Annotated in this window: 16 protein-coding genes; 1 reads left to right on the forward strand and 15 read right to left on the reverse strand. The window is 59.3% G+C overall.

Features of this window, described 5'->3' with window-relative positions; all coding sequences use genetic code 11:
* The first annotated feature begins 18 nt into the window (after positions 1 to 18).
* Positions 19 to 1,125: an NAD(P)-dependent alcohol dehydrogenase gene (locus GA0061101_RS21400; protein WP_004129670.1), complete on the forward strand. Its 1,107-nt coding sequence runs from the start codon at positions 19 to 21 to the stop codon at positions 1,123 to 1,125.
* Positions 1,126 to 1,891: 766 nt separating this feature from the next.
* On the opposite strand, the gene GA0061101_RS21410 is transcribed toward GA0061101_RS21400, so the two are convergent.
* The 15 genes from GA0061101_RS21410 to GA0061101_RS21480 form a co-directional block, all read right to left on the reverse strand.
* Positions 1,892 to 3,379 (reverse strand): NAD-dependent succinate-semialdehyde dehydrogenase, encoded by a 1,488-nt coding sequence (locus tag GA0061101_RS21410; RefSeq protein WP_015341893.1) that lies wholly within the window; start codon positions 3,377 to 3,379, stop codon positions 1,892 to 1,894.
* 23 nt (positions 3,380 to 3,402) lie between these two features.
* Positions 3,403 to 4,422: an ABC transporter permease gene (locus GA0061101_RS21415; protein WP_004129685.1), complete on the reverse strand. Its 1,020-nt coding sequence runs from the start codon at positions 4,420 to 4,422 to the stop codon at positions 3,403 to 3,405.
* Positions 4,423 to 4,434: 12 nt separating this feature from the next.
* Positions 4,435 to 5,409 carry an ABC transporter permease gene (locus GA0061101_RS21420; RefSeq protein ID WP_015341892.1) on the reverse strand — a complete coding sequence of 325 codons (975 nt, stop codon included), beginning with the start codon at positions 5,407 to 5,409 and terminating at the stop codon, positions 4,435 to 4,437.
* Positions 5,406 to 6,959: a sugar ABC transporter ATP-binding protein gene (locus GA0061101_RS21425; protein ID WP_028753490.1), complete on the reverse strand. Its 1,554-nt coding sequence runs from the start codon at positions 6,957 to 6,959 to the stop codon at positions 5,406 to 5,408. Before GA0061101_RS21425 ends, GA0061101_RS21420 begins: the two co-directional genes overlap by 4 nt.
* 90 nt (positions 6,960 to 7,049) lie before the next feature.
* Complete coding sequence (locus GA0061101_RS21430; protein ID WP_028753491.1) at positions 7,050 to 8,216, reverse strand: ABC transporter substrate-binding protein; 1,167 nt, start codon at positions 8,214 to 8,216, stop codon at positions 7,050 to 7,052.
* Positions 8,217 to 8,241: 25 nt separating this feature from the next.
* Entirely contained in the window at positions 8,242 to 9,138 is an 897-nt protein-coding gene (locus GA0061101_RS21435; RefSeq protein ID WP_004129697.1) for an alpha/beta fold hydrolase, read from the reverse strand.
* A complete protein-coding gene (locus GA0061101_RS21440; RefSeq protein ID WP_028753492.1) occupies positions 9,135 to 9,518 on the reverse strand; it encodes a hypothetical protein in 384 nt (127 codons plus the stop codon). The genes GA0061101_RS21435 and GA0061101_RS21440 overlap by 4 nt, the downstream gene beginning before the upstream one ends.
* A gap of 79 nt (positions 9,519 to 9,597) precedes the next feature.
* On the reverse strand, positions 9,598 to 10,026 hold the full coding sequence (locus tag GA0061101_RS21445; RefSeq protein ID WP_004129705.1) for a carboxymuconolactone decarboxylase family protein: 429 nt from the start codon (positions 10,024 to 10,026) through the stop codon (positions 9,598 to 9,600).
* A gap of 91 nt (positions 10,027 to 10,117) precedes the next feature.
* Positions 10,118 to 11,005 carry an NAD(P)-dependent oxidoreductase gene (locus tag GA0061101_RS21450; RefSeq protein ID WP_028753493.1) on the reverse strand — a complete coding sequence of 296 codons (888 nt, stop codon included), beginning with the start codon at positions 11,003 to 11,005 and terminating at the stop codon, positions 10,118 to 10,120.
* A gap of 88 nt (positions 11,006 to 11,093) precedes the next feature.
* Positions 11,094 to 11,777, reverse strand: a complete 684-nt coding sequence (locus GA0061101_RS21455; protein WP_015341888.1) for a GntR family transcriptional regulator — start codon at positions 11,775 to 11,777, stop codon at positions 11,094 to 11,096.
* A 423-nt stretch (positions 11,778 to 12,200) separates the two neighbouring features.
* The gene (locus GA0061101_RS21460) at positions 12,201 to 13,118 is read right to left on the reverse strand and encodes a LysR substrate-binding domain-containing protein (protein WP_013984691.1); all 918 of its coding nucleotides are present in this window, start codon (positions 13,116 to 13,118) and stop codon (positions 12,201 to 12,203) included.
* A gap of 43 nt (positions 13,119 to 13,161) precedes the next feature.
* Positions 13,162 to 14,778, reverse strand: a complete 1,617-nt coding sequence (locus GA0061101_RS21465; RefSeq protein ID WP_028753494.1) for a ribulokinase — start codon at positions 14,776 to 14,778, stop codon at positions 13,162 to 13,164.
* 7 nt (positions 14,779 to 14,785) lie between these two features.
* Positions 14,786 to 15,490 (reverse strand): L-ribulose-5-phosphate 4-epimerase AraD, encoded by a 705-nt coding sequence (gene araD, locus GA0061101_RS21470; RefSeq protein ID WP_028753495.1) that lies wholly within the window; start codon positions 15,488 to 15,490, stop codon positions 14,786 to 14,788.
* A gap of 10 nt (positions 15,491 to 15,500) precedes the next feature.
* The gene (locus GA0061101_RS21475) at positions 15,501 to 16,475 is read right to left on the reverse strand and encodes an ABC transporter permease (RefSeq protein WP_028753496.1); all 975 of its coding nucleotides are present in this window, start codon (positions 16,473 to 16,475) and stop codon (positions 15,501 to 15,503) included.
* Positions 16,468 to 18,003 carry a sugar ABC transporter ATP-binding protein gene (locus tag GA0061101_RS21480; RefSeq protein ID WP_092574852.1) on the reverse strand — a complete coding sequence of 512 codons (1,536 nt, stop codon included), beginning with the start codon at positions 18,001 to 18,003 and terminating at the stop codon, positions 16,468 to 16,470. The genes GA0061101_RS21475 and GA0061101_RS21480 overlap by 8 nt, the downstream gene beginning before the upstream one ends.
* Positions 18,004 to 18,030: the final 27 nt, after the last annotated feature.

An 18,030-nucleotide genomic window follows, 5' to 3' on the forward strand; every position in this document is an offset into this window, starting at 1 on the left:
CACTTAAGGAGTCATTTTATGAAAGAAGCATACGCTGCAATTTCGCGCGAAAAGGCAAAGCCTCTTGTTCTGGAGTGCATCGGGATCGATCAACCTCGCCCCGACGAAATCCTCGTCCGGATCGTGGCGAGCGGTGTCTGCCACACCGACATGGTTGTTCGCGACCAAGGATATGACGTACCGCAGCCCGTGGTTCTCGGCCATGAAGGCTCCGGCGTCGTGGAAGTGGTCGGGGCCGATGTAAAAGGGCTTTCGCCCGGTGACCACGTGGCTCTAAGCTACGCATATTGCGGGAAATGCGAAAAGTGCCGGGGAGGCACGCCTTATTATTGTGAAGACTTTTTCGGCAGAAATTTCCGTGGCACCCGGCCGGATGGCAGTTGCCCGCTACATGATTCACACGGTACCCAGATCAGCGGGTGCTTCTTCGAGCAGTCTTCTTTCGCCACCTACGCCATCGCCAGCGAGCGCAATGCGGTCAAGGTTTCCAAAGATGTTCCGCTCGAACTCATGGGACCGCTGGGCTGCGGGCTGCAAACGGGCGCCGGAGCGGTTCTCAACTGCCTCAAGCCCCAACCGGGATCTTCCATTGCAGTGTTCGGCGCGGGTGCGGTCGGCATGGCAGCCGTAATGGCGGCGAAGATCGCCGGATGCTCGACCATCATCGTGATCGACCTTAACGATGAACGTCTCGAACTGGCGATTGAACTGGGTGCAACCCACATCATAAACGCCCGCAATGGGGATAGCGTCAAGGCAATCAGGGAAATCATTCCCGAAGGCGCAGACTTCAGTCTCGAATGCACGAGCTCGCCGAAGGTGTTTCGCCAAGCGGTCGATTGCCTCGGCACCCCAGGAACCTGTGGACTGGTCGGATCGTCCGCGCTCGGAACGGAAGGGATCGTCGATATCGGCAACTTTCTGTTCGGCCGTACGCTCGTCGGTGTGGTCGAAGGCCAGAGCATTCCCTCCAAATTCATACCCGAGCTCATCGAATACTGGCAGCAGGGACGGTTCCCGTTCGACAAGCTCGTCCAGTTCTACGATCTCAACCAGATCAACGAGGCAATGGCCGATTCCGAGAGCGGCAAGGTCATCAAGCCGATCCTGCGCATGAAGCACTAAGCTCCCGTCACGAACATTGTCCAGAAGTCAGCCTCCCAAGGCAACGTCCGGCGGGGCCGTGGTCGTCACGGTCTCGCCCGGACACTCTGGAACGCAGGTGTGAGGCGCAACACCGTTTCATCATTGCAACGCGACCAAGTCGCGGTAACGATAGTGAGCTCTTCCAGGTCAAAATATTAGTCTGCGACGGCGCAGTTTCTCGGCGATCTGTGACCGCCGCATCAGGGCCTTGCGGCAGTTGACGGCCGCAAGCCATTGCAGAATCTGCAAATGTGAAGTGAGGTTCAACTGATGCTGCCCTTGAGTCATAAGAGCACTGGGGCGGGCAGGCACGAGCGTCCCGACACGTGCGCCTTGCGTCAACGTGCCACCAGGAAAATGCCAGACAACCGGTGATGATCTTGCCAGCGAGTGGCCGGTGGCGCGCTGTCCTCGTCCCGTCGAAAAATACCTACGAAACTATCGAGATGGGTCATCAGACGTTGCGTCAACGCGAGCCTTAAGCAGACAGACCCAGCACAAAGGTGAGTCTAGCGCCTGCCTCTCTCCGCACGTTCCGACGTTCCATTGCCGTTCTGCCCTCGACGTTCGCCTGGGCAGCGTGATCGGCCGGGTCCTGCTCGCGGTCGACCGCCTCTTTTTGAAGGCTGTCGGCGCGGTCTTGACCAAGAGTTTCCCCGCCTACTGCAGAATGTGTCATCGGGCCTCCGTGACCAGCTAAAACATTGCGGGTGGCGAGCCTTAAGACGCGCCACCAACCGTTGGACTACGACTGTATGCCGCCCATGCAGACGTATTTCATCGAAAGGAAGTCATCCATGCCGTATTTCGAGCCCTCGCGGCCGAACCCCGACTGCTTGACGCCGCCGAACGGTGCGACCTCCGTCGAGATCAGGCCGGTGTTGACGCCGACCATCCCGTACTCCAGGGCCTCCGTAACCTTCCAGACATTTCGAAGGTCGTTGGCGTAGAAGTAGGCAGCGAGACCGAACTCGGTGTCGTTGGCCAGTTCAATGACCTCGTCTGTCGTTTCGAACCTGAAGACCGGGGCGAGCGGCGCAAAGGTCTCCTCTCGTGCGACCTTCATTTCCTTTGTGGCTTCCGAGAGAAGCGTCGGCTGGACGAAGGTGCCACCACGCTCGTCCCTTGCGCCGCCGACAACGACCTTCGCACCCTTACCGACAGCGTCATCGATGTGGCTGTAGAGCTTCGCTACTGCATCCTCGTTGATCAGCGGACCGATGGTGGCTCCATCCTCGAACCCGTCAAGGACCTTGAGCGCGGAAACCCGCGCCGCCAGTTTTTCTATGAAGCGGTCGTAAACCCCGCTCTGGACGTAGAGACGGTTGGCGCAAACGCAGGTCTGGCCGGCATTGCGGAACTTGGACAGCATCGCTCCTTCCACGGCCTCGTCGAGGTCGGCATCGTCGAAGACGATGAAGGGAGCGTTGCCGCCGAGTTCGAGGCTGAGCTTCATGATCTTTTGTGCGCCCTGCGCCATCAGGATGCGCCCGACCTCGGTAGACCCTGTGAAGGTCAGCTTCTTGACGACGGGGTTCGAGCAGACTTCTTCACCGAACATCCGGGCGTTGTCTGTCGGCAGGACGCTGAACAGGCCGCCGGGTATTCCCGCACGCTCAGCGAGGATGGCAAGAGCAAGGGCCGACAATGGGGTTTCGGCGGCCGGCTTGAAGATGATGGCGCAGCCGGATGCCAGCGCCGGGGCGATCTTGCGGCAGACCATGGCGGAAGGAAAGTTCCAGGGCGCGATGGCCGCCACCACGCCGACGGGCTGTTTGATGACTATTAGGCGCTTGTCGGCCTGATGCCCCGGAATGGTGTCCCCGTAAACACGCTTGGCTTCTTCCCCGAACCATTCAATGTAGGAAGCGCCGTAGGCGATCTCGCCGCGTGCCTCGGCCAGAGGCTTGCCCATCTCGGACGTCAGGATGATCGCGAGGTCCTCGGTGTTGGCCGTGACGAGGTCGAAGAACTTCCGCATGACGCCGGCACGTTCCTTGCCCGATCGTGCGGCCCACTTTTTCTGGGCGAGTTTGGCGACGTCGATGGCTTCGCGGACGTCCTGGAGTCCTGCGCTCGGGAGACTCGCAATCACGTCCCCAGTCGAGGGATTGTGGACCTGGATCGTCTTGCCGCTCGCGCCCTCTTTTCGCCAGTCGCCTCCTACCAGCATTTCCTCGCGTACCAGGGAGGGGTCTTTCAGGCGATCCAGTAGAGCGGTGGAGATAGCCATTGATATTCCTTTCGATGCAACGTTCAAATCTGATTACGGATGTGTGGTGAGCGGGCGTAGATCGCGACCATGGGGACGATCAGCAGCCCTACGACGGCCTGTTGTGCCGGGAAACTGAGCCCCAGGCCGACGAGAAGCGAGGTCAGGACAGTAAGCACGAGGACGCCGAGGACGGTCGCTCCATACCCGCCGGCACCACCTAGAAGAGATGTTCCGCCGATAACGACCGCCGCCACGGTGGTGAACAGATAGGGATCACCGACCCCGACGAAACCGCCGCCGGAGAAACCGAGGAGCAGCATTCCGGTGAGTGCCGACATCGCCCCGCTGACGCTGTGGATCACTGTCCAGATCTTGAATTCCGAGATTCCGAGGCGGGCGGCGGCCGTGCGGCTCCCGCCAACAGCATAGAGGCTCCGGCCAAACCAGGTGTTGTGCATTATCCAGCCCAGGGCGACGGCGATGAAAGCCCATATGACGATAACCGGTGGAAACGGCAGACCGAAGAACTTGCCGTTGAACGCCGAAAGGTTGCGAAGCCATCCGGGGACGGGCGCAAAGACGGTACCGCCGAACTGCGATCCGAGCGAGGTGTAGATCTGGACCGCCCCGACGGCCGCGAAACCCAGGCCGAGCGACATGATCAGCGCCTGACCCTGCAGCCGGAAGCTGAGGGCGCCGTTGCAAGCCCCGACCAAAGTGCCAAGGACGAGCACGACGATCATGGCGACGGGCGCCGGAAGACCCGCCACCATGAGGCTTGGAAGCAGGATATTGGCGCCACCGATGATGTATGGGATGGAAAGATCCAGCGCTCCAACGAGCGCGCAGAGCGTCTGCCCGACAGACGCCAGCCCCAGGAAGGCGGCGAGCAGGAGGATCGATCGCGCGTTCTGCGGCGACACGAAGCCCGGCACGAGCAGCGCTCCAAGAATGAGCAGACATGCAAGGAGACAAAAGCCGATCGAAATACTCTTGTGCTTGCGCAAAGGGCTGGCGCCACGGGCCGCGCCGATTTCTGTGTTCAAGACAGTGGAGATCATTTCCTTACTCCCTCACGCGACAGTGCGGCGGCTGATGACGAAGACGTTCACGAGAAGTGATCCAACGAGGATCAGGCCAAAGGCCATTTGCGTAACGAAGCCCGAAACCGTACCGAAGTTGAAAGTGGACAGAAGATACGAGATGAGGAACATGTTGATCGCGCCGAGCGTCGAGCCGAGCGCACCGCCGCGCCCCCCGGAGAGACTGGCGCCGCCAAGGACCAGCGCCGTGACCGCTTGCAGCGTGTAGGTGCTGCCCTGGGTCGGGTCGCCGGATGAGATCAGCGCGGTGTAGCTCAATGCGGCGAGCCCGGCAAAAACGCCGCCGACCATATGGGCGATGATGCGCACGACGTCGACCTGCACACCACTGGTATAGGCCATCCGCTCGTCAGCGCCTGTCATCCGCAGGTTGCGGTAAAACATCGTGCCCCTCAGGACGCCCCAGATTGCGAAAGCGCCGAGCAGAAGCAACAGGACAGGCGAAAATACGCTCGTTCCCGCGCCCCAGCTTAGCATCCAGTCTGGAGCGACACCGCCGGGACGCGACATGACCATCAGGTTGACGCCCGACAGAACGAGGAAACCGGAGAGCGTGACGATGATGGGCGCGACGCGCACGTAGATGATCACGAGCGCTTGCACCAACTGGAACGCCGCTCCCAATCCCACCGCCCAGGCAATGATGGCCACAGGGTGCGTGATGCCGTTGCCGACCAGCCACGTAATGAGCGTGACGTTGACGAAGCCCATCAGCGGTCCGACGGAAAGGTCCACGGCTCCGCGGCCCGCCATGACGATCGGTGTTATCGCGAGCGCGGTGAGGATCAGCGGCGTTGCAACCAGAATGGCTCCGGCCAGACCATTGTTCGTGAACAGACCTTGGCCACGGAAGGCGACGGCGCAAAGGAGGACAAGGAAAAGCCCGGCCGGAACGTACAGCGAGCGGTCCTGCGTGACTTGACGGAAAGCGGTTGCAGACATCATGCGGTCCTTTCCAGATCGAAATCAACGGAAGCGTCCCGGGCTTTCCCGAACATAGCGGCGAGGATTGGTGCCTCGGCGATTTCCTCGCCGGTCAGGGATCGAAACAACGTTCCCCCGAAGAACACGTCGACGCGATCGGCAAACCCGATGAACTCCTCGATCTCAGTCGACAGGTAGATGACACTGCCGCCTTTTTCAGCAAACAGGCGGAGTTCGCGGTAGAGGTCGCGCTTGGTGCCGAGATCGACGCCGCGGGCGGGGTCATTCAGGAGGATGACTTGGGGATCGTTTGCGAAGGCGCGCCCGATGAGCACCTTCTGTTGGTTGCCACCCGACAGTGAGGTGATCCTGTTCGACGGGCTGCCGATCTTGATGCGCAGACGATCCACTTCGCGCTTGAACATCGGTTTCAGCGTGGGCTTGCGGATCACACCCAGGGGGCCGAGCTTCTTCCTGTAGACACCGATGGCGAGATTTTCGAAGATGCTTTGTTGCGGGAAAATACCCTCGCGCTTGCGGTCCCCGGAGACGTAGGAAACACCGAGGTTTGCAGCATCGTCGAGCGATCGCAGCGGGACCATCTTGTCCGTATCCACCGAGCGGACCTTCACCTCGCCACCGAACGGCTGGATGATGCCCGCCAAGGCGCGGATAAAAGCGTCCTGCCCCTGCCCATCAAGCCCGGCCACGCCGACGATGCTCCCCTTGGGAAGGTCGAAATCGAACAGGCGCGCCGACCGGTGCGCGGCGAGACCAGTCGCAGTTAGTATTAGAGGGGCCGAGAGCGGCTTCTTTCGGGAGGCGTATTCTGTCGCATCGCTGGCGCGCCGATCTGCCGGCGTCATCATGGACAGCAGGTTTTCCTCGGTGATCTCGTCCTTTCCGAGCGTACCGACAGTTATCCCATCACGCAGGATCGTCGCACGGTCGGCGATACGCACGAGTTCGGCGATCCGGTGGGTGACGATGAGGATCGTCGCGCCCTCGGCACGAAGGCGGTCGATTTCCGCATGGAGCCGGAGGGTCGAGTCGAGGTCGAGCGCGGCCGAAGATTCGTCGAGAATCAGCACCTGCGGCTTGCGAAGGATAGCCCGGGCGATGACGATCCACTGTTTGATGCTGAGTGGGAGGCTGCCTGCCAGCTGATCGAGGTCTACGGATTTTCCGACGAGCCGCGCCACGATTTCAGCCGCTTCTGTCCGCCGATCGCCGGTCGACTGCGAACGAAAGACACCGTCACGACCGACATAGAGGTTCTCGAACACGCTGGCCTCGTCGGCAACCAGTACTTCCTGGAAGATGGTGGTCAGGCCGACCCGCTTGGCGTCGACGGGCGAGGCAACCTTTTCACCCAGGATCGTGACCTTGCCTGCGTCCGGGTGCAAAACGCCCGACATGATCTTGGCCATCGTGCTCTTGCCGCTGCCGTTCTCGCCGACGATGGCGTGCACCTCTCCGGCGCGGGCCTCGAAGTCGCACTTCTTGAGTGCCCTCGTCTCCCCGAACGCCTTGGCGACATCTATCATTCTGACTGTTATCTCGCTGTCCATCGCAGACCTCCCACCCGCAACGTCCGCCAAGGCGGCTTTTACGATCATCCAAGGTCCCGCCCGGCGGTTAAGCCACCGGGCGGATCCGGCTTACTGGGCTACCGGCTTCCAGGGATCGGCAGGACGCTCGAAGTACTGGTCGGCAATCGCACTTGGGAACCATCCGTCCGCCTTCGGTTCGACGAAATCAGTCGAGTTCAAATCGCAATCCTCGGGGATCGCGGCGCGAACGTCATCGATTGTGAACGGCAGGACTGGGCGCAGGAAGGACTGCACCTTTGGCCCCTGCCCTTCGAGCGTGCGAAGCATGATCTCCCACATCTGCTGCATCTCGCGGCGCGGCGGCCAGATATGGAAGCCGGCATCGATCCATTCCGGATTCTGGCGCCAGTAACATGCCGCCGAAGCCTCGCCGCCCAGCGTAATCGGCACCATGTCGCGGCCCGACTGGAGCATGGCGTTCAACACGCCGTTCTCCTGCGCGCCCTGTGTCAGAATACCGTCAATCTGGATGGGGTTCGTCGCCAAAAATTTCTGCACCTCGACCTGTGCTACCTGGTCGGTCCACTTGCCAGCCACTTCGCCGACAATCTTGATGTCGGGATACTTTGCCAGCGCGTCTTTGGCGGCCTTGTCGAAGCTGTCGGATGAGGCGAAGCCAGGGATGCCCGACACGAGAAGCACGTTGCCTTTCTTGCCGATCTTGTCTGCGAGCCAGATCGCCATCTCGCCGCCGCCCTGCGCGTGATTGGCAGCGCCGTTGATCGCGTAAGGCGACGTCACGTATCCCGAAAACGAGAAGACAGGAACGCCTGCCTTATAGGCGTACTCGATCGTCTGATTGAGAGCGGTGACGTTCGAGCAGCAGATGATGATGGCATCAACACCATCATCAACCATCTGGCGCATCTGCTGAATCTGGACGGCGTCCTTGAGGTCGGACTGAGTGACCACGACTTCAGATACGAGCCCCGCTTTTTTGGAGCGCGGCAAGAGGTCATTCATGACGGCATCGAGGGCCGCTGCGCGCCACGTATTGCCGGCATAGCTACTGGCGTAGCCGATCTTCCAGGGCGGTCCCTTCTTCGGTTTGAAGTCCTTGTAGGCACTCGCTCCGAGCGGAACCTGCGGGTCGACGACCTCGTAGATTTTCTTCTCGTTGGCGGGGAGCTGGTCGACGCCGTCAGCCCAGGCCGTGGTCGTCAGGGCGCTGACCGCGATCAGCGCCCCCATGGTTCCGGTTAAACTCCGTCTCATTGGATGCTCCTCCCAAGAGATTGTTTCAGGCGACTTTCGCCCTGGTTGCGGATGCCTGCCGGATTTCCTCGAGGATCGGCAGCAGGTATTTTCTGAACTCGGTGTAGTCTTCGGTGACCGGGAAATGACCGAGCTTCTCCATCGTCCAGAACTTGCTGCCCTTGACGAGATCGGCGGCGATCTTGGTGTCGGCCGGGGAGGTATTCGGATCGTATTCGCCCGTCAGGAAGTACAGCATGCACTTCGACGTATCGATCTTGCTCGCCTCTTCGGGTGAGACATTGTGGTCGTAGTAGTAGTAATAGAGGTCACCTGCGAAGACGCCCGGACCGCCGCAGCTATATTCCCACTGGATTTCGCGGACATTGGCTTCTGGTGAGTAGGGCGAGATATTGAGCATCATGGCCGCGCCGATGGAGGTGCGGTTCACGTTTGGGTTGTCGAATTCTTTCCTAATGCCTGCCATGCCGACATCGACATATTCGGCAGCCGAGCGCAGTGCCCCTTCGACGGAGATAGTAGCGCGGAAGTTGTCGGGGTAATTCGACGCCAGATCGATAGCAAGATGTCCGCCCATCGAGCTACCCATATAAACGGGGCGGTCCAGACCAAGGGCCTTAGAGAGTTCCAGTTGGAAATCCATCATGAACTTCTTGGTCATGTTGTACTCTTTCTCCCACCAGCGAACGCCGTGTGGAGGAAGAGACTTCCCGTGATAGGGCAAGTCGAACGCGATAACGCGGAAGTTCTTGGTCACGTCTTCGTCGCAGAGCGTGTGGCGGTACTGGCGGCCGTCGGAGCCCGCCGTGTGACCGACAAGCAAGGGAATGCCCTCTCCGGCTTCCTCGTAATAGACGCGATATTCGATGCCTTCGATCGTCAGGTAGACGTAACGGCCCGTGATTGGATCATGTCTGGTCATGCTGCTACTCCTTCCGGGCGGGCTTCGCGCATCAGGCTCGTCATGCGATTGAGCGCAGGGAGATACGCGAAGGTTTCGTTATTGTTGCTAAGGAACAGACCGTGTTTGATGTTTGACGACTGCAGGCACTGATAAAACGGCCGCGGCTTCTTCTGGAGAAGCGCGTCCCACTGTTCACCCGTGCCCCGGATGACGATCTTGCACTTCTCGTCGTCGTAGGCGGCTTCTTCGACCTTCACCATCTTGCCGTCTTCGAAGTGGAGTGCGACGCTGCGGCTCGGAAAATCGCATTTGATAATGCCGTTGAGATAACGGGTTTCGCGCTTGAACTCGAAGTCCTCCAGCGCCAGTTTTTTGAACTTCTCGAGATCGATGGCCAAGTTCGGCTCCTCCCTGGTTAAAACGGCGCGGCCGATCCACGCCTTTCAAAATTTTCCGCCACGCCCAGCGGCGGCGGCTTCAGATGCCCATTTCGTTGAAGACCTCCTGGGCGTTTCGGAAGCTGTCGATGCCCGCCGGTACGCCGGCGTAGATCGCGACCTGCAGGAAAATCTCCTGGATTTCCTCCTTGGTGAGGCCGTTGTTGATCGCGCCGCGCACGTGGCCCTTGAGCTCATGCGGACGATTGAGGACAGAGATCATGCCAAGGTTCAGAATGGACCGCGCGCGCCTGTCGAGGCCTGGTCGATTCCAGATCTCGTTCCAGCAATACTCAGTGACGAGCTGCTGCATAGGCCAGGTGAAGTCGGTCGCCTTACCGAGTGCTGCGTCGACATAGGCATCGCCCATGACTTCACGACGCGTCGCCAGCCCTTGAGCGAACTGTTTCGAAGGGACAGGCCGCTCCTTGCCGTGTGTTTTCACTTTCGTTTCTTTCGTGGCGGTCATTCGACAACGCTCCTAGCTTTACTGTCTACGACAAGATCAACTGATTATCAGACAATCTGTCTGTTTCGCCCGAGTTCGCGAGTTTCCGAGGCTAATTGTGATCTTCGACGTATCGGATAATACGGGTGTGGTCCTCGGATGGGCCTAGCGCCTTCTGTGCAGCATCCCAGGCGTCTGCCGTGCTGGCGAGAGCATCGAGGCGAAGACCAAGCGTCTTGGCGAGATCGGCGGCGATGCGGATATCCTTGGCCATCAGGCCAATGGCAAATCCCGACCCGAACGTCTCAGAGAGGATGAACTGCTTCATCTTCACTTCGGTGGCGTTGTTCTTTCCAGACGACGAGTTGAGAATATCGACGATCGTCGCCGGCTCCAGGCCGAAGGCGCGTCCAAGAAGGACACCCTCGATCGCCGCCAGCACACCTGCACCGGATACGAAGTTGTTAATCGCTTTCATCGCGTGACCCGAGCCAACTGGCCCCGTCCGGAACACCTGTTGTCCCACTGCCTTCAGCAGCGGCTCGGCCTCCTCGATATCAGCATCCTCCCCACCGGCCATGATTGTCAAGGTGCCAGAAACGGCGCGCTTGACGCCTCCGGAGACCGGGGCGTCAACCAGCCGAAGGCCACGAGAAGCAAGTTCGAGACCGAGTTCCCTTGTGTCGTTTGGAGCAGACGAACTCATGTCTATGACGACGGCATTCTGCTTCAGGCCGCCACAGGCGTTTTCGCCCAGCAGCGCCTCGCGCACGATCTTGCCGTTCGGAAGCATGGTGATCACGAAACTGGCCCCGACCATGGCGTCAGAAATCGTTTCGGCGGCTCGCCCGCCCGCATCAGCGAGCTTTATCCTGGCATCTTTCGAGAGGTCGAAACCGACGACATCGAAGCCCGCCGAAATGAGATGTTGAGCCATAGGTTGGCCCATCGCGCCCAGCCCTATAAAGGCCACGCGCGTTGCGTTGAGTGTCGATGACATTTTTTCCTCCGGACGCGTGCGAGCAATGAAACCCGCCTTCCTTCAGAGAGGATTAAAAAGATTATCAGACAATCTGTCAATCGAAATTTTAAGTTTCTGGCGCTGCGTTCTTCCGGAGGTATTCAAGTGCGACCTTGGCAGCCTGGTCGATATGGAATTTGCAGGCCGCCGCCGCCAACGGCCCGTTGCGATTCTGGATTGCGTTCGCAATATCCCTAATTTCGGCAATGCTGTGCGCAAGCCGTCCCGGTTGCGTCATGGTTGTCATTCGAAGGAGATTTATCCGATTATGCAGAGCTGTCAGCATTTGCCTTACGAACACGTTTTTGCTGCCGTCCATCAAACAGTTGTAAAACGCGTTTTTCGCATCTATGAGGCGCGCACCGACGCCACTTTCGGCAGCGGCTTCGAATTCGACCACCGCGGCTAGAAGTGTCGCTATGTCGGCGGCAGTGCCATGCTCAGCGAACTGCTGGCCCGCGAATCCTTCAAGAAGAGCCCGAACGGTATAGAGTTGCTGCGCTTCCTCGTAGGTGATCGTACTGACGACCGGTCCCTTATGGGGATAGCTTGTGATAATGCCTTCAGCTTCGAGCTGTCGCATTGCCTCGCGAACCGAGGTCCTGCCGACGCCCAGCATTTCGCAAAGTTCTCGCTCTACCAGTCGCTGGCCGGGCTTAAATCGCCCACTGGCTATCGCCTGACGGAGAGTCTCCTCAACTTTTACGCGCAACGTCGCACTTTGTCTGGATATCTGTAGGTCCGTCTGCATCGCCCGCCAACACCTGAAATCGGCTCACGCCGCGCTAAATCATTCTCTACATATGGAGGCATTCGCTCTTAATATCAATCCAGATTGTCTGAGAGCTGCGAGCCTCAATTGATCTCTTCGCGACAGCTTTGCCTGCTCGTCGTGTCTGACAGCCATAGACTTGCGGGCTCTTAAGTCGCGGATAGCGCCGCCCGGAGCGCGATCTGACACGGTCCTACAGCTATGGCCTTGAAGTCGTCAGCGCATAGACTGGTGAGAAGGACAGAAGACGGCGCATATCGTGCTCGGTGGCCGCTCGCCTCGCAATCGCAAAAACTTCAAAAAATCTCGAGGCATGGCTAAGAGAAGGTTGGGCATCACGCATATTGCTGTCTCGGCGTTTTAAAGAACGCCGGACGATCTTGCTGCCCGTCAGAGGTTCGATCAGCCTCGCGCCCGCATTTCAGCCGAGGCAGTGTCTTCCAGCCATACGTTTTCCAGCCATTGCTTGAACGCGTTGACCTTTTCTGATCTGAGCCGCGAGCGGACATATGTGAGCGTGTGGCAACGAAGGTTGGGGCCTGTCATCCCGAACGGAAGGACGAGGTTACCTCTTTCCACATCCCGTTCAAGAAGCCGGTAGCTCTCCAGGCACACGCCGCGTCCTTCGACAGCGGTCGCGATCGCCATAAACGCATCGCGAAATCGAGCGCCGCGATTGACGTCAATCGCCAAGCCGTGGTCCTTCGCCCATTGTTGCCAGCTGTAAAGCGTCTGCTCCGACTTGATCAAGGTGTGGCCCACCAGATCCGATGGCTTGCGTATGGGCCGCTCGCCATTCGCCACCTCGGGAGAGCAGGCTACGACGATTGTCTCAAGGGGGAACTCCTCCGCCGCGATAGAGCCCAGTCGAGGAGCGCTGCCGTAGCAGATATCGACATCGACCGAGCCATCGGACAATTTTGCAGGATCCGATGTAGACAGAAGCCTGATTTCGATCGAGGGATACAATTCTTCGAACCGAGGCAATCTTGGCATAAGCCATAGCGAAGCCAGACTTGAAGCACAGCCGACGCTCAGGACGTCGACGCTGTTGCGCCGGCACACCTCATCGGTCGCCTGCTCAATCATCGAAAGCGCTTCTGAAAGATCACGGTGGTATCGCTCGCCAATCTCGGTGAGCGACACGTTCCTTCCAATGCGGTGAAAGAGTTTTTCCCCAAGGTCGTCTTCCATCAGCCTGATTTGGTGGCTGATCGCCGAGGGAGTAAGCTGCAGCTGGGCAGCAGCCTCGAGAAATGAACCCTTTCTGCCGGCTGCGACGAACGACTGTATTGCACGAATGGATGGAAGTGACGTCATCACGTTCTCGATCCATAGACATCTGATCTAAGAGCACAGCGGGTCATAGCAATGCTACCTTGCGCGCGGCACGGTGGCCAAACTCGGACCGAATACTCTCACCTGCAGCAATCCGCTTGATGTCTCCGAGAACTTGCGAGAAGTCTGCGAGGCTCGAGGTGCCAAAGCCCATATAGACCTGCTTGAACAGCTGATAGAGGGTCTCATAACGTCCGCGCGTGCTCGGATCAGGCTCAAACTTTCTGTAGCCCACGCACATGGCTGCCTGAGCGCTCTCGATTGATCCATGATCTTTGGATGCAAGAGCGGCGAATATTCCCGAACCGAGACCGGTCGGAATACCGTCGGGGACCAATATGGGCTTGCCTATAACATTGGCGTAGATCTGGTTGAGGATGTCGTTCCTTTGCGGGATACCTCCCCCATTAATGACGCGGTTGACTGGAACGCCGTGCTGCTCCATCCGCTCCAGGACAACCCGTGTGTGGAAAGCCGTACCTTCAATCGCGGCATACAGTTCGTCCTGCGCTGTATGGCCGAGATGCCAGCCAAGCGTCATTCCACCAAGGTCGGAGCGGACGAGAACCGTCCGGTCCCCGTTGTCCCAGGGGAGACGCATCAGACCGGTCTTTCCGCCTTCGATGCTTTCCAGGCCTTCAGCGAGCCTGGACACCGTCGTGCCGGCACGTCGTGCTATTGCGTCGAACAGGTCGCCTGTCGCAGACAGGCCTGCCTCAACTCCCACAAGGTCTGGATGTGCACTCCCTGGGACGACGCCGCAAACACCGGGGATTAGCTTCACACGTTCACTAACGGCAATGATACAGGTCGACGTACCGATCACATTGACGACGTCCCCCAGACGGCAGCCAGCGCCAATTGCATCCCAATGGGCATCAAACGCACCCGTGGGAACTGGTATCCCCGCGGTCAGGCCGAGTCGTTCGCCCCAGTATGTGCTGAGCCCACCTGCGATCGAAGCAGAGGTCTGATATGTTCCGCCAATCTTCTCGCGCACGCCGTCGAAAAGCGGATCGACGCGGGACAAGAAAGCCTGCGAGGGCAAGCCACCCCATTTCGGGTTCCACATCCACTTGTGTCCCATGGCGCAGACGCTGCGCACCATGCGAGCCGTGTCGGTCACTCCGGTGAGGACCGCGGCTGCCATGTCGCAATGTTCCACGGCGGTCCCAAAGCGCTCGCGCTGGTCGGGGTTGTGGCGCATCCAGTGGAGAAGCTTGGCAAAGCCCCACTCGTGGGAATAGGTTCCGCCGCACCATTCAATTGCTTCAATGTGCATGTCGTGCGCCATCGCCGTTATCTCTTCGGCTTCCGCTTTGGCGCGGTGGTCACACCAGAGGTAGTAGTCCCCCAAAGGCTGCATATTTTTGTCGACAGGCAACACCGAGGACCCCGTCGTGTCGACCGCAATCGCACGGATCTCCTTGGAATCTACGCCGCATTCGTCCATCACTCGATGCATCGCCAGCACAAGCGCTTCCATATGATCTACGTGGGACTGCGTTGCCAGGTCGGGATCGGAACGACGCCGCTCGAGAGGATATTCCGCGACGCAGGTTCCAAGGGAACCCTTCTCGGAATCAGCTAGCGTTACCCGCACGCTCAAGGTTCCGAAATCAACTCCTGCTACAATCGACATGATAATCCTACTTGGAACTGTCTGGCTGGCCGTAGGTCGCCGACTGGCCGTGCTTGCGTTGATAGTGGAGGTCCAGCAAAGCGTCGGAAATTTCTGGATCGTCCTGGTTCAGTTGCCGGGCGTGGAAGGCAATCTTGGCGACAGCCTCGAGCATCTCCGCGTTATGAACGGCGTCGGCTGCGTCCTTGCCCCAGGAGAAGGGGCCGTGATCGTTAACCAGGGCTGCGGGGACGGAGAGCGGCGCATTGTTTCCGAGTGCCTCGACGATGACCTTGCCCGTGTTGCGGACGTAACCGTCTATGATTTCGTCGTCGCGCAGCTTGCGAGTAACGGGGATCGTTCCGTTGAAATAGTCGGCATGGGTCGTTCCCATGGCAGGGATACCCCGGCCGGATTGGGCCCACACCGTCGCGAAGAACGAGTGCGTGTGGACCACGGCACCGATAGACTTGAAGCTTTTGTAGAGTTCCAGGTGCGTATCGAGATCAGACGATGGTCGCAGCGTGCCCTCTAAGATATTGCCATCGAGGTCGGTTACAACGATATCTGCGACCTGCATTGCCTTATAGGAAACGCCACTCGGTTTGATGGCGACAACACCCTTTGCGCGGTCGATAGCGCTGACGTTACCGAACGTCGAGATGACGAGACCGCGGTCGTAGAGCGCGGCATTTGCGTCAAGAACGGACTTGCGGAGCTCGATATATTTCATTATCGCCTCCTCAGGCCTTTTGACGGCGACTGAAACGATCGGCTGCCACGGCGATCAGTATGATCGTGCCGATGACGACTTGGTGCCAGAAGGTGTTCACGTTGAGCAGGTTGAGCGCGTTGCGGACGACCGCCATCAAAACGGCACCCACGGCAGTTCCAAACAGAGTGGCGCGTCCGCCAGACAAACCCGTTCCGCCGATTACGACGGCAGCTATGACATCCAGCTCGTACCCCTGGCCGGCTTCAGGCATGGCGGCTTCAAGGCGCGAGGTGAGCAGAATGCCCGCGAAGGCCGAGAGGACCCCGACCAGCACGTAAACGGCGATCTTGACCTTGTCCGTGGGGATGCCGACCAGCCGGGCAGCGTCCGGATTGCTGCCGATCGAGAGAACGAAACGGCCGAAACGCGTGTAATAGAGAAGGTAGAAGGCGATCGCGAAGACGATGGCGGTCAGAATGACCGGAACAGGAACACCGCCGGCATAGCTCTGGCCGATCATTCGGAAGGCGGGGTCGGAGGCTCCGACGATCGGAATACCCTGAGTGTAGACCATCACGATACCGCGGCTGATGACCATGATGGCCATTGTGGCGATAAAGTCCGTGATCCCGACCTTGGTGATCAGGATTCCGTTCACCAGTCCGATCACCGCACCGACCGCAATCCCGCCTGCGCATGCCAGAGGAACGGGATAGCCAAGCACAATCAGGTTTGCGGTCACAAGACCGCTCAGCGCGAGTGTCGAACCGACGGAGAGGTCGATGCCCCGCATCCCGATCACAAAGGTCGCTCCAAACGCGATCACGGCAATGGGGACCGCCTGACGAAGAACGTCAGTCAAGTTGCCAAAGGTGAAAAACCGCGGAGCGGCAAAGCCGAGCGCCACCAGAAGAACGACGAAGGCCAGATAAACGCCGGCATTGCCGCCGTTGAGTGCGAGCGTAAGGGGCGAGCGCGGGCGTGTAGCTGCAATATCAGCCATGGGTACCTCCCTGAAGATGATGGCCTTGCGGCGGCCTTACCGAATGAAGAGCGAGTGTTTCTTCCTTGGAGGTCGCAGCATCGACGACCGCCGAGATTCGTCCTTCGAACATGACCGCGACCCGGTGACACAATCCAAGCAGTTCCGCGTTGTCGGCGGACACCACGATGACAGCACAGCCGTCTTTCGCGGCAGCCTGGATGAGGGTGTAGACCTCGGCCTTGGCACGCACGTCGACGCCACGCGTTGGCTCCTCAAGCATGAGCACCTTTGGCTGGGTGAGCAGCCAGCGAGCAAGCATGACTTTTTGCTGGTTACCGCCGCTCAGCGATGTGATGTCGGCACCGGGGCCGTCGCATTTCACGCCGAGCTTGGCGATGTAGCCGGAGGCAATCTCGCGCTCCTTTTTCGGCATCAACGTGATTTTGCCGAGCGTTCGAAGGTTGGCGATAGAGAGGTTCCAGCCGACATTGTGTTGTGGAAAAATCCCCTCGGTTTTACGTTCGGCGGGCAAGAAGGCGACGTGTTGACGAATAGCGTCCGTCGGGTCCGAAATCGCCGCTTGCTTTCCGTCGATCAGAATCGAGCCGGTCTCATGCGGGATCTGCCCGAAGATCGCCCGCAGGAGCGCGCTCTTGCCTGATCCTTCGAGACCCGTGACGCCGAGGATTTCACCCTGGGCTACCGAGAAGGTGATGTCTTCGAAGACACCCCTTTTCGTCAAACCGCGAACGTCCAACGAGGGTTCGGACCTTGCCGGGACGCGGGGAGGAAACTGTTTTGCGAGAGAGCCGCCGATCATCGCACTGACGACCTTGTCTACGTCGAGCTCCGATACGGGCAGGTCTGCGACCGCGCTGCCATCGCGCAAGACCAACGCGCGGCTGACGATGCCGAGGAGTTCCTGGATCCGGTGAGATACATATATGAGAGCTTTACCGGCCTGCTGAAGCTTCTTGATGATGGCGAACAGCTGTTTGCGTTCGACCTCCTCGAGCGCTTCGGTCGGCTCGTCCATGATGATGATGTCGGCGTTGCTGCTAATGGCTTTGGCGATCTCGATCATCTGCCGATGCGAGAGGCTAAGCTCTCGAACTGGCCTGTCGAGAGGTACGTCCACGCCTAACTCGCCCTTCAGGATACGCGAGGCGGCTGCCCGCATGGCCGAATGGTCAAGCGGTGATGCACTTGCACGCCCGTGGCGCAGCTCCCTGCCCGCGAATATGTTTTCGGCGGCGTCAAAGTCCGGAAACAGGCTCAGCTCCTGGTAGATGATCGCGATGCCGGCCCTGGACCCGTCTTTGGGATTGTTCAGATCGACCACCTTACCTCTGACAGAAATGGTGCCTTCGTCGCGTGCATATGCACCAGAGAGGATTTTCATGAGCGTCGACTTGCCTGCGCCGTTCTCGCCGACCAGGCCGAGAACCGCGCCGGGATTGAGTACGAGCTCGATGCCATTAAGCGCCTTCGTGTTGCCGAAGCGTTTGGCAATGCCTTTCATCTCGAGCAGCGGAGCGTTTGTCATTCAGGTCGCCCTTTTTGAGTGGGCGGC

The organism is Martinezella lusitana, from assembly GCF_900094565.1.
Classification (GTDB): domain Bacteria; phylum Pseudomonadota; class Alphaproteobacteria; order Rhizobiales; family Rhizobiaceae; genus Rhizobium; species Rhizobium lusitanum.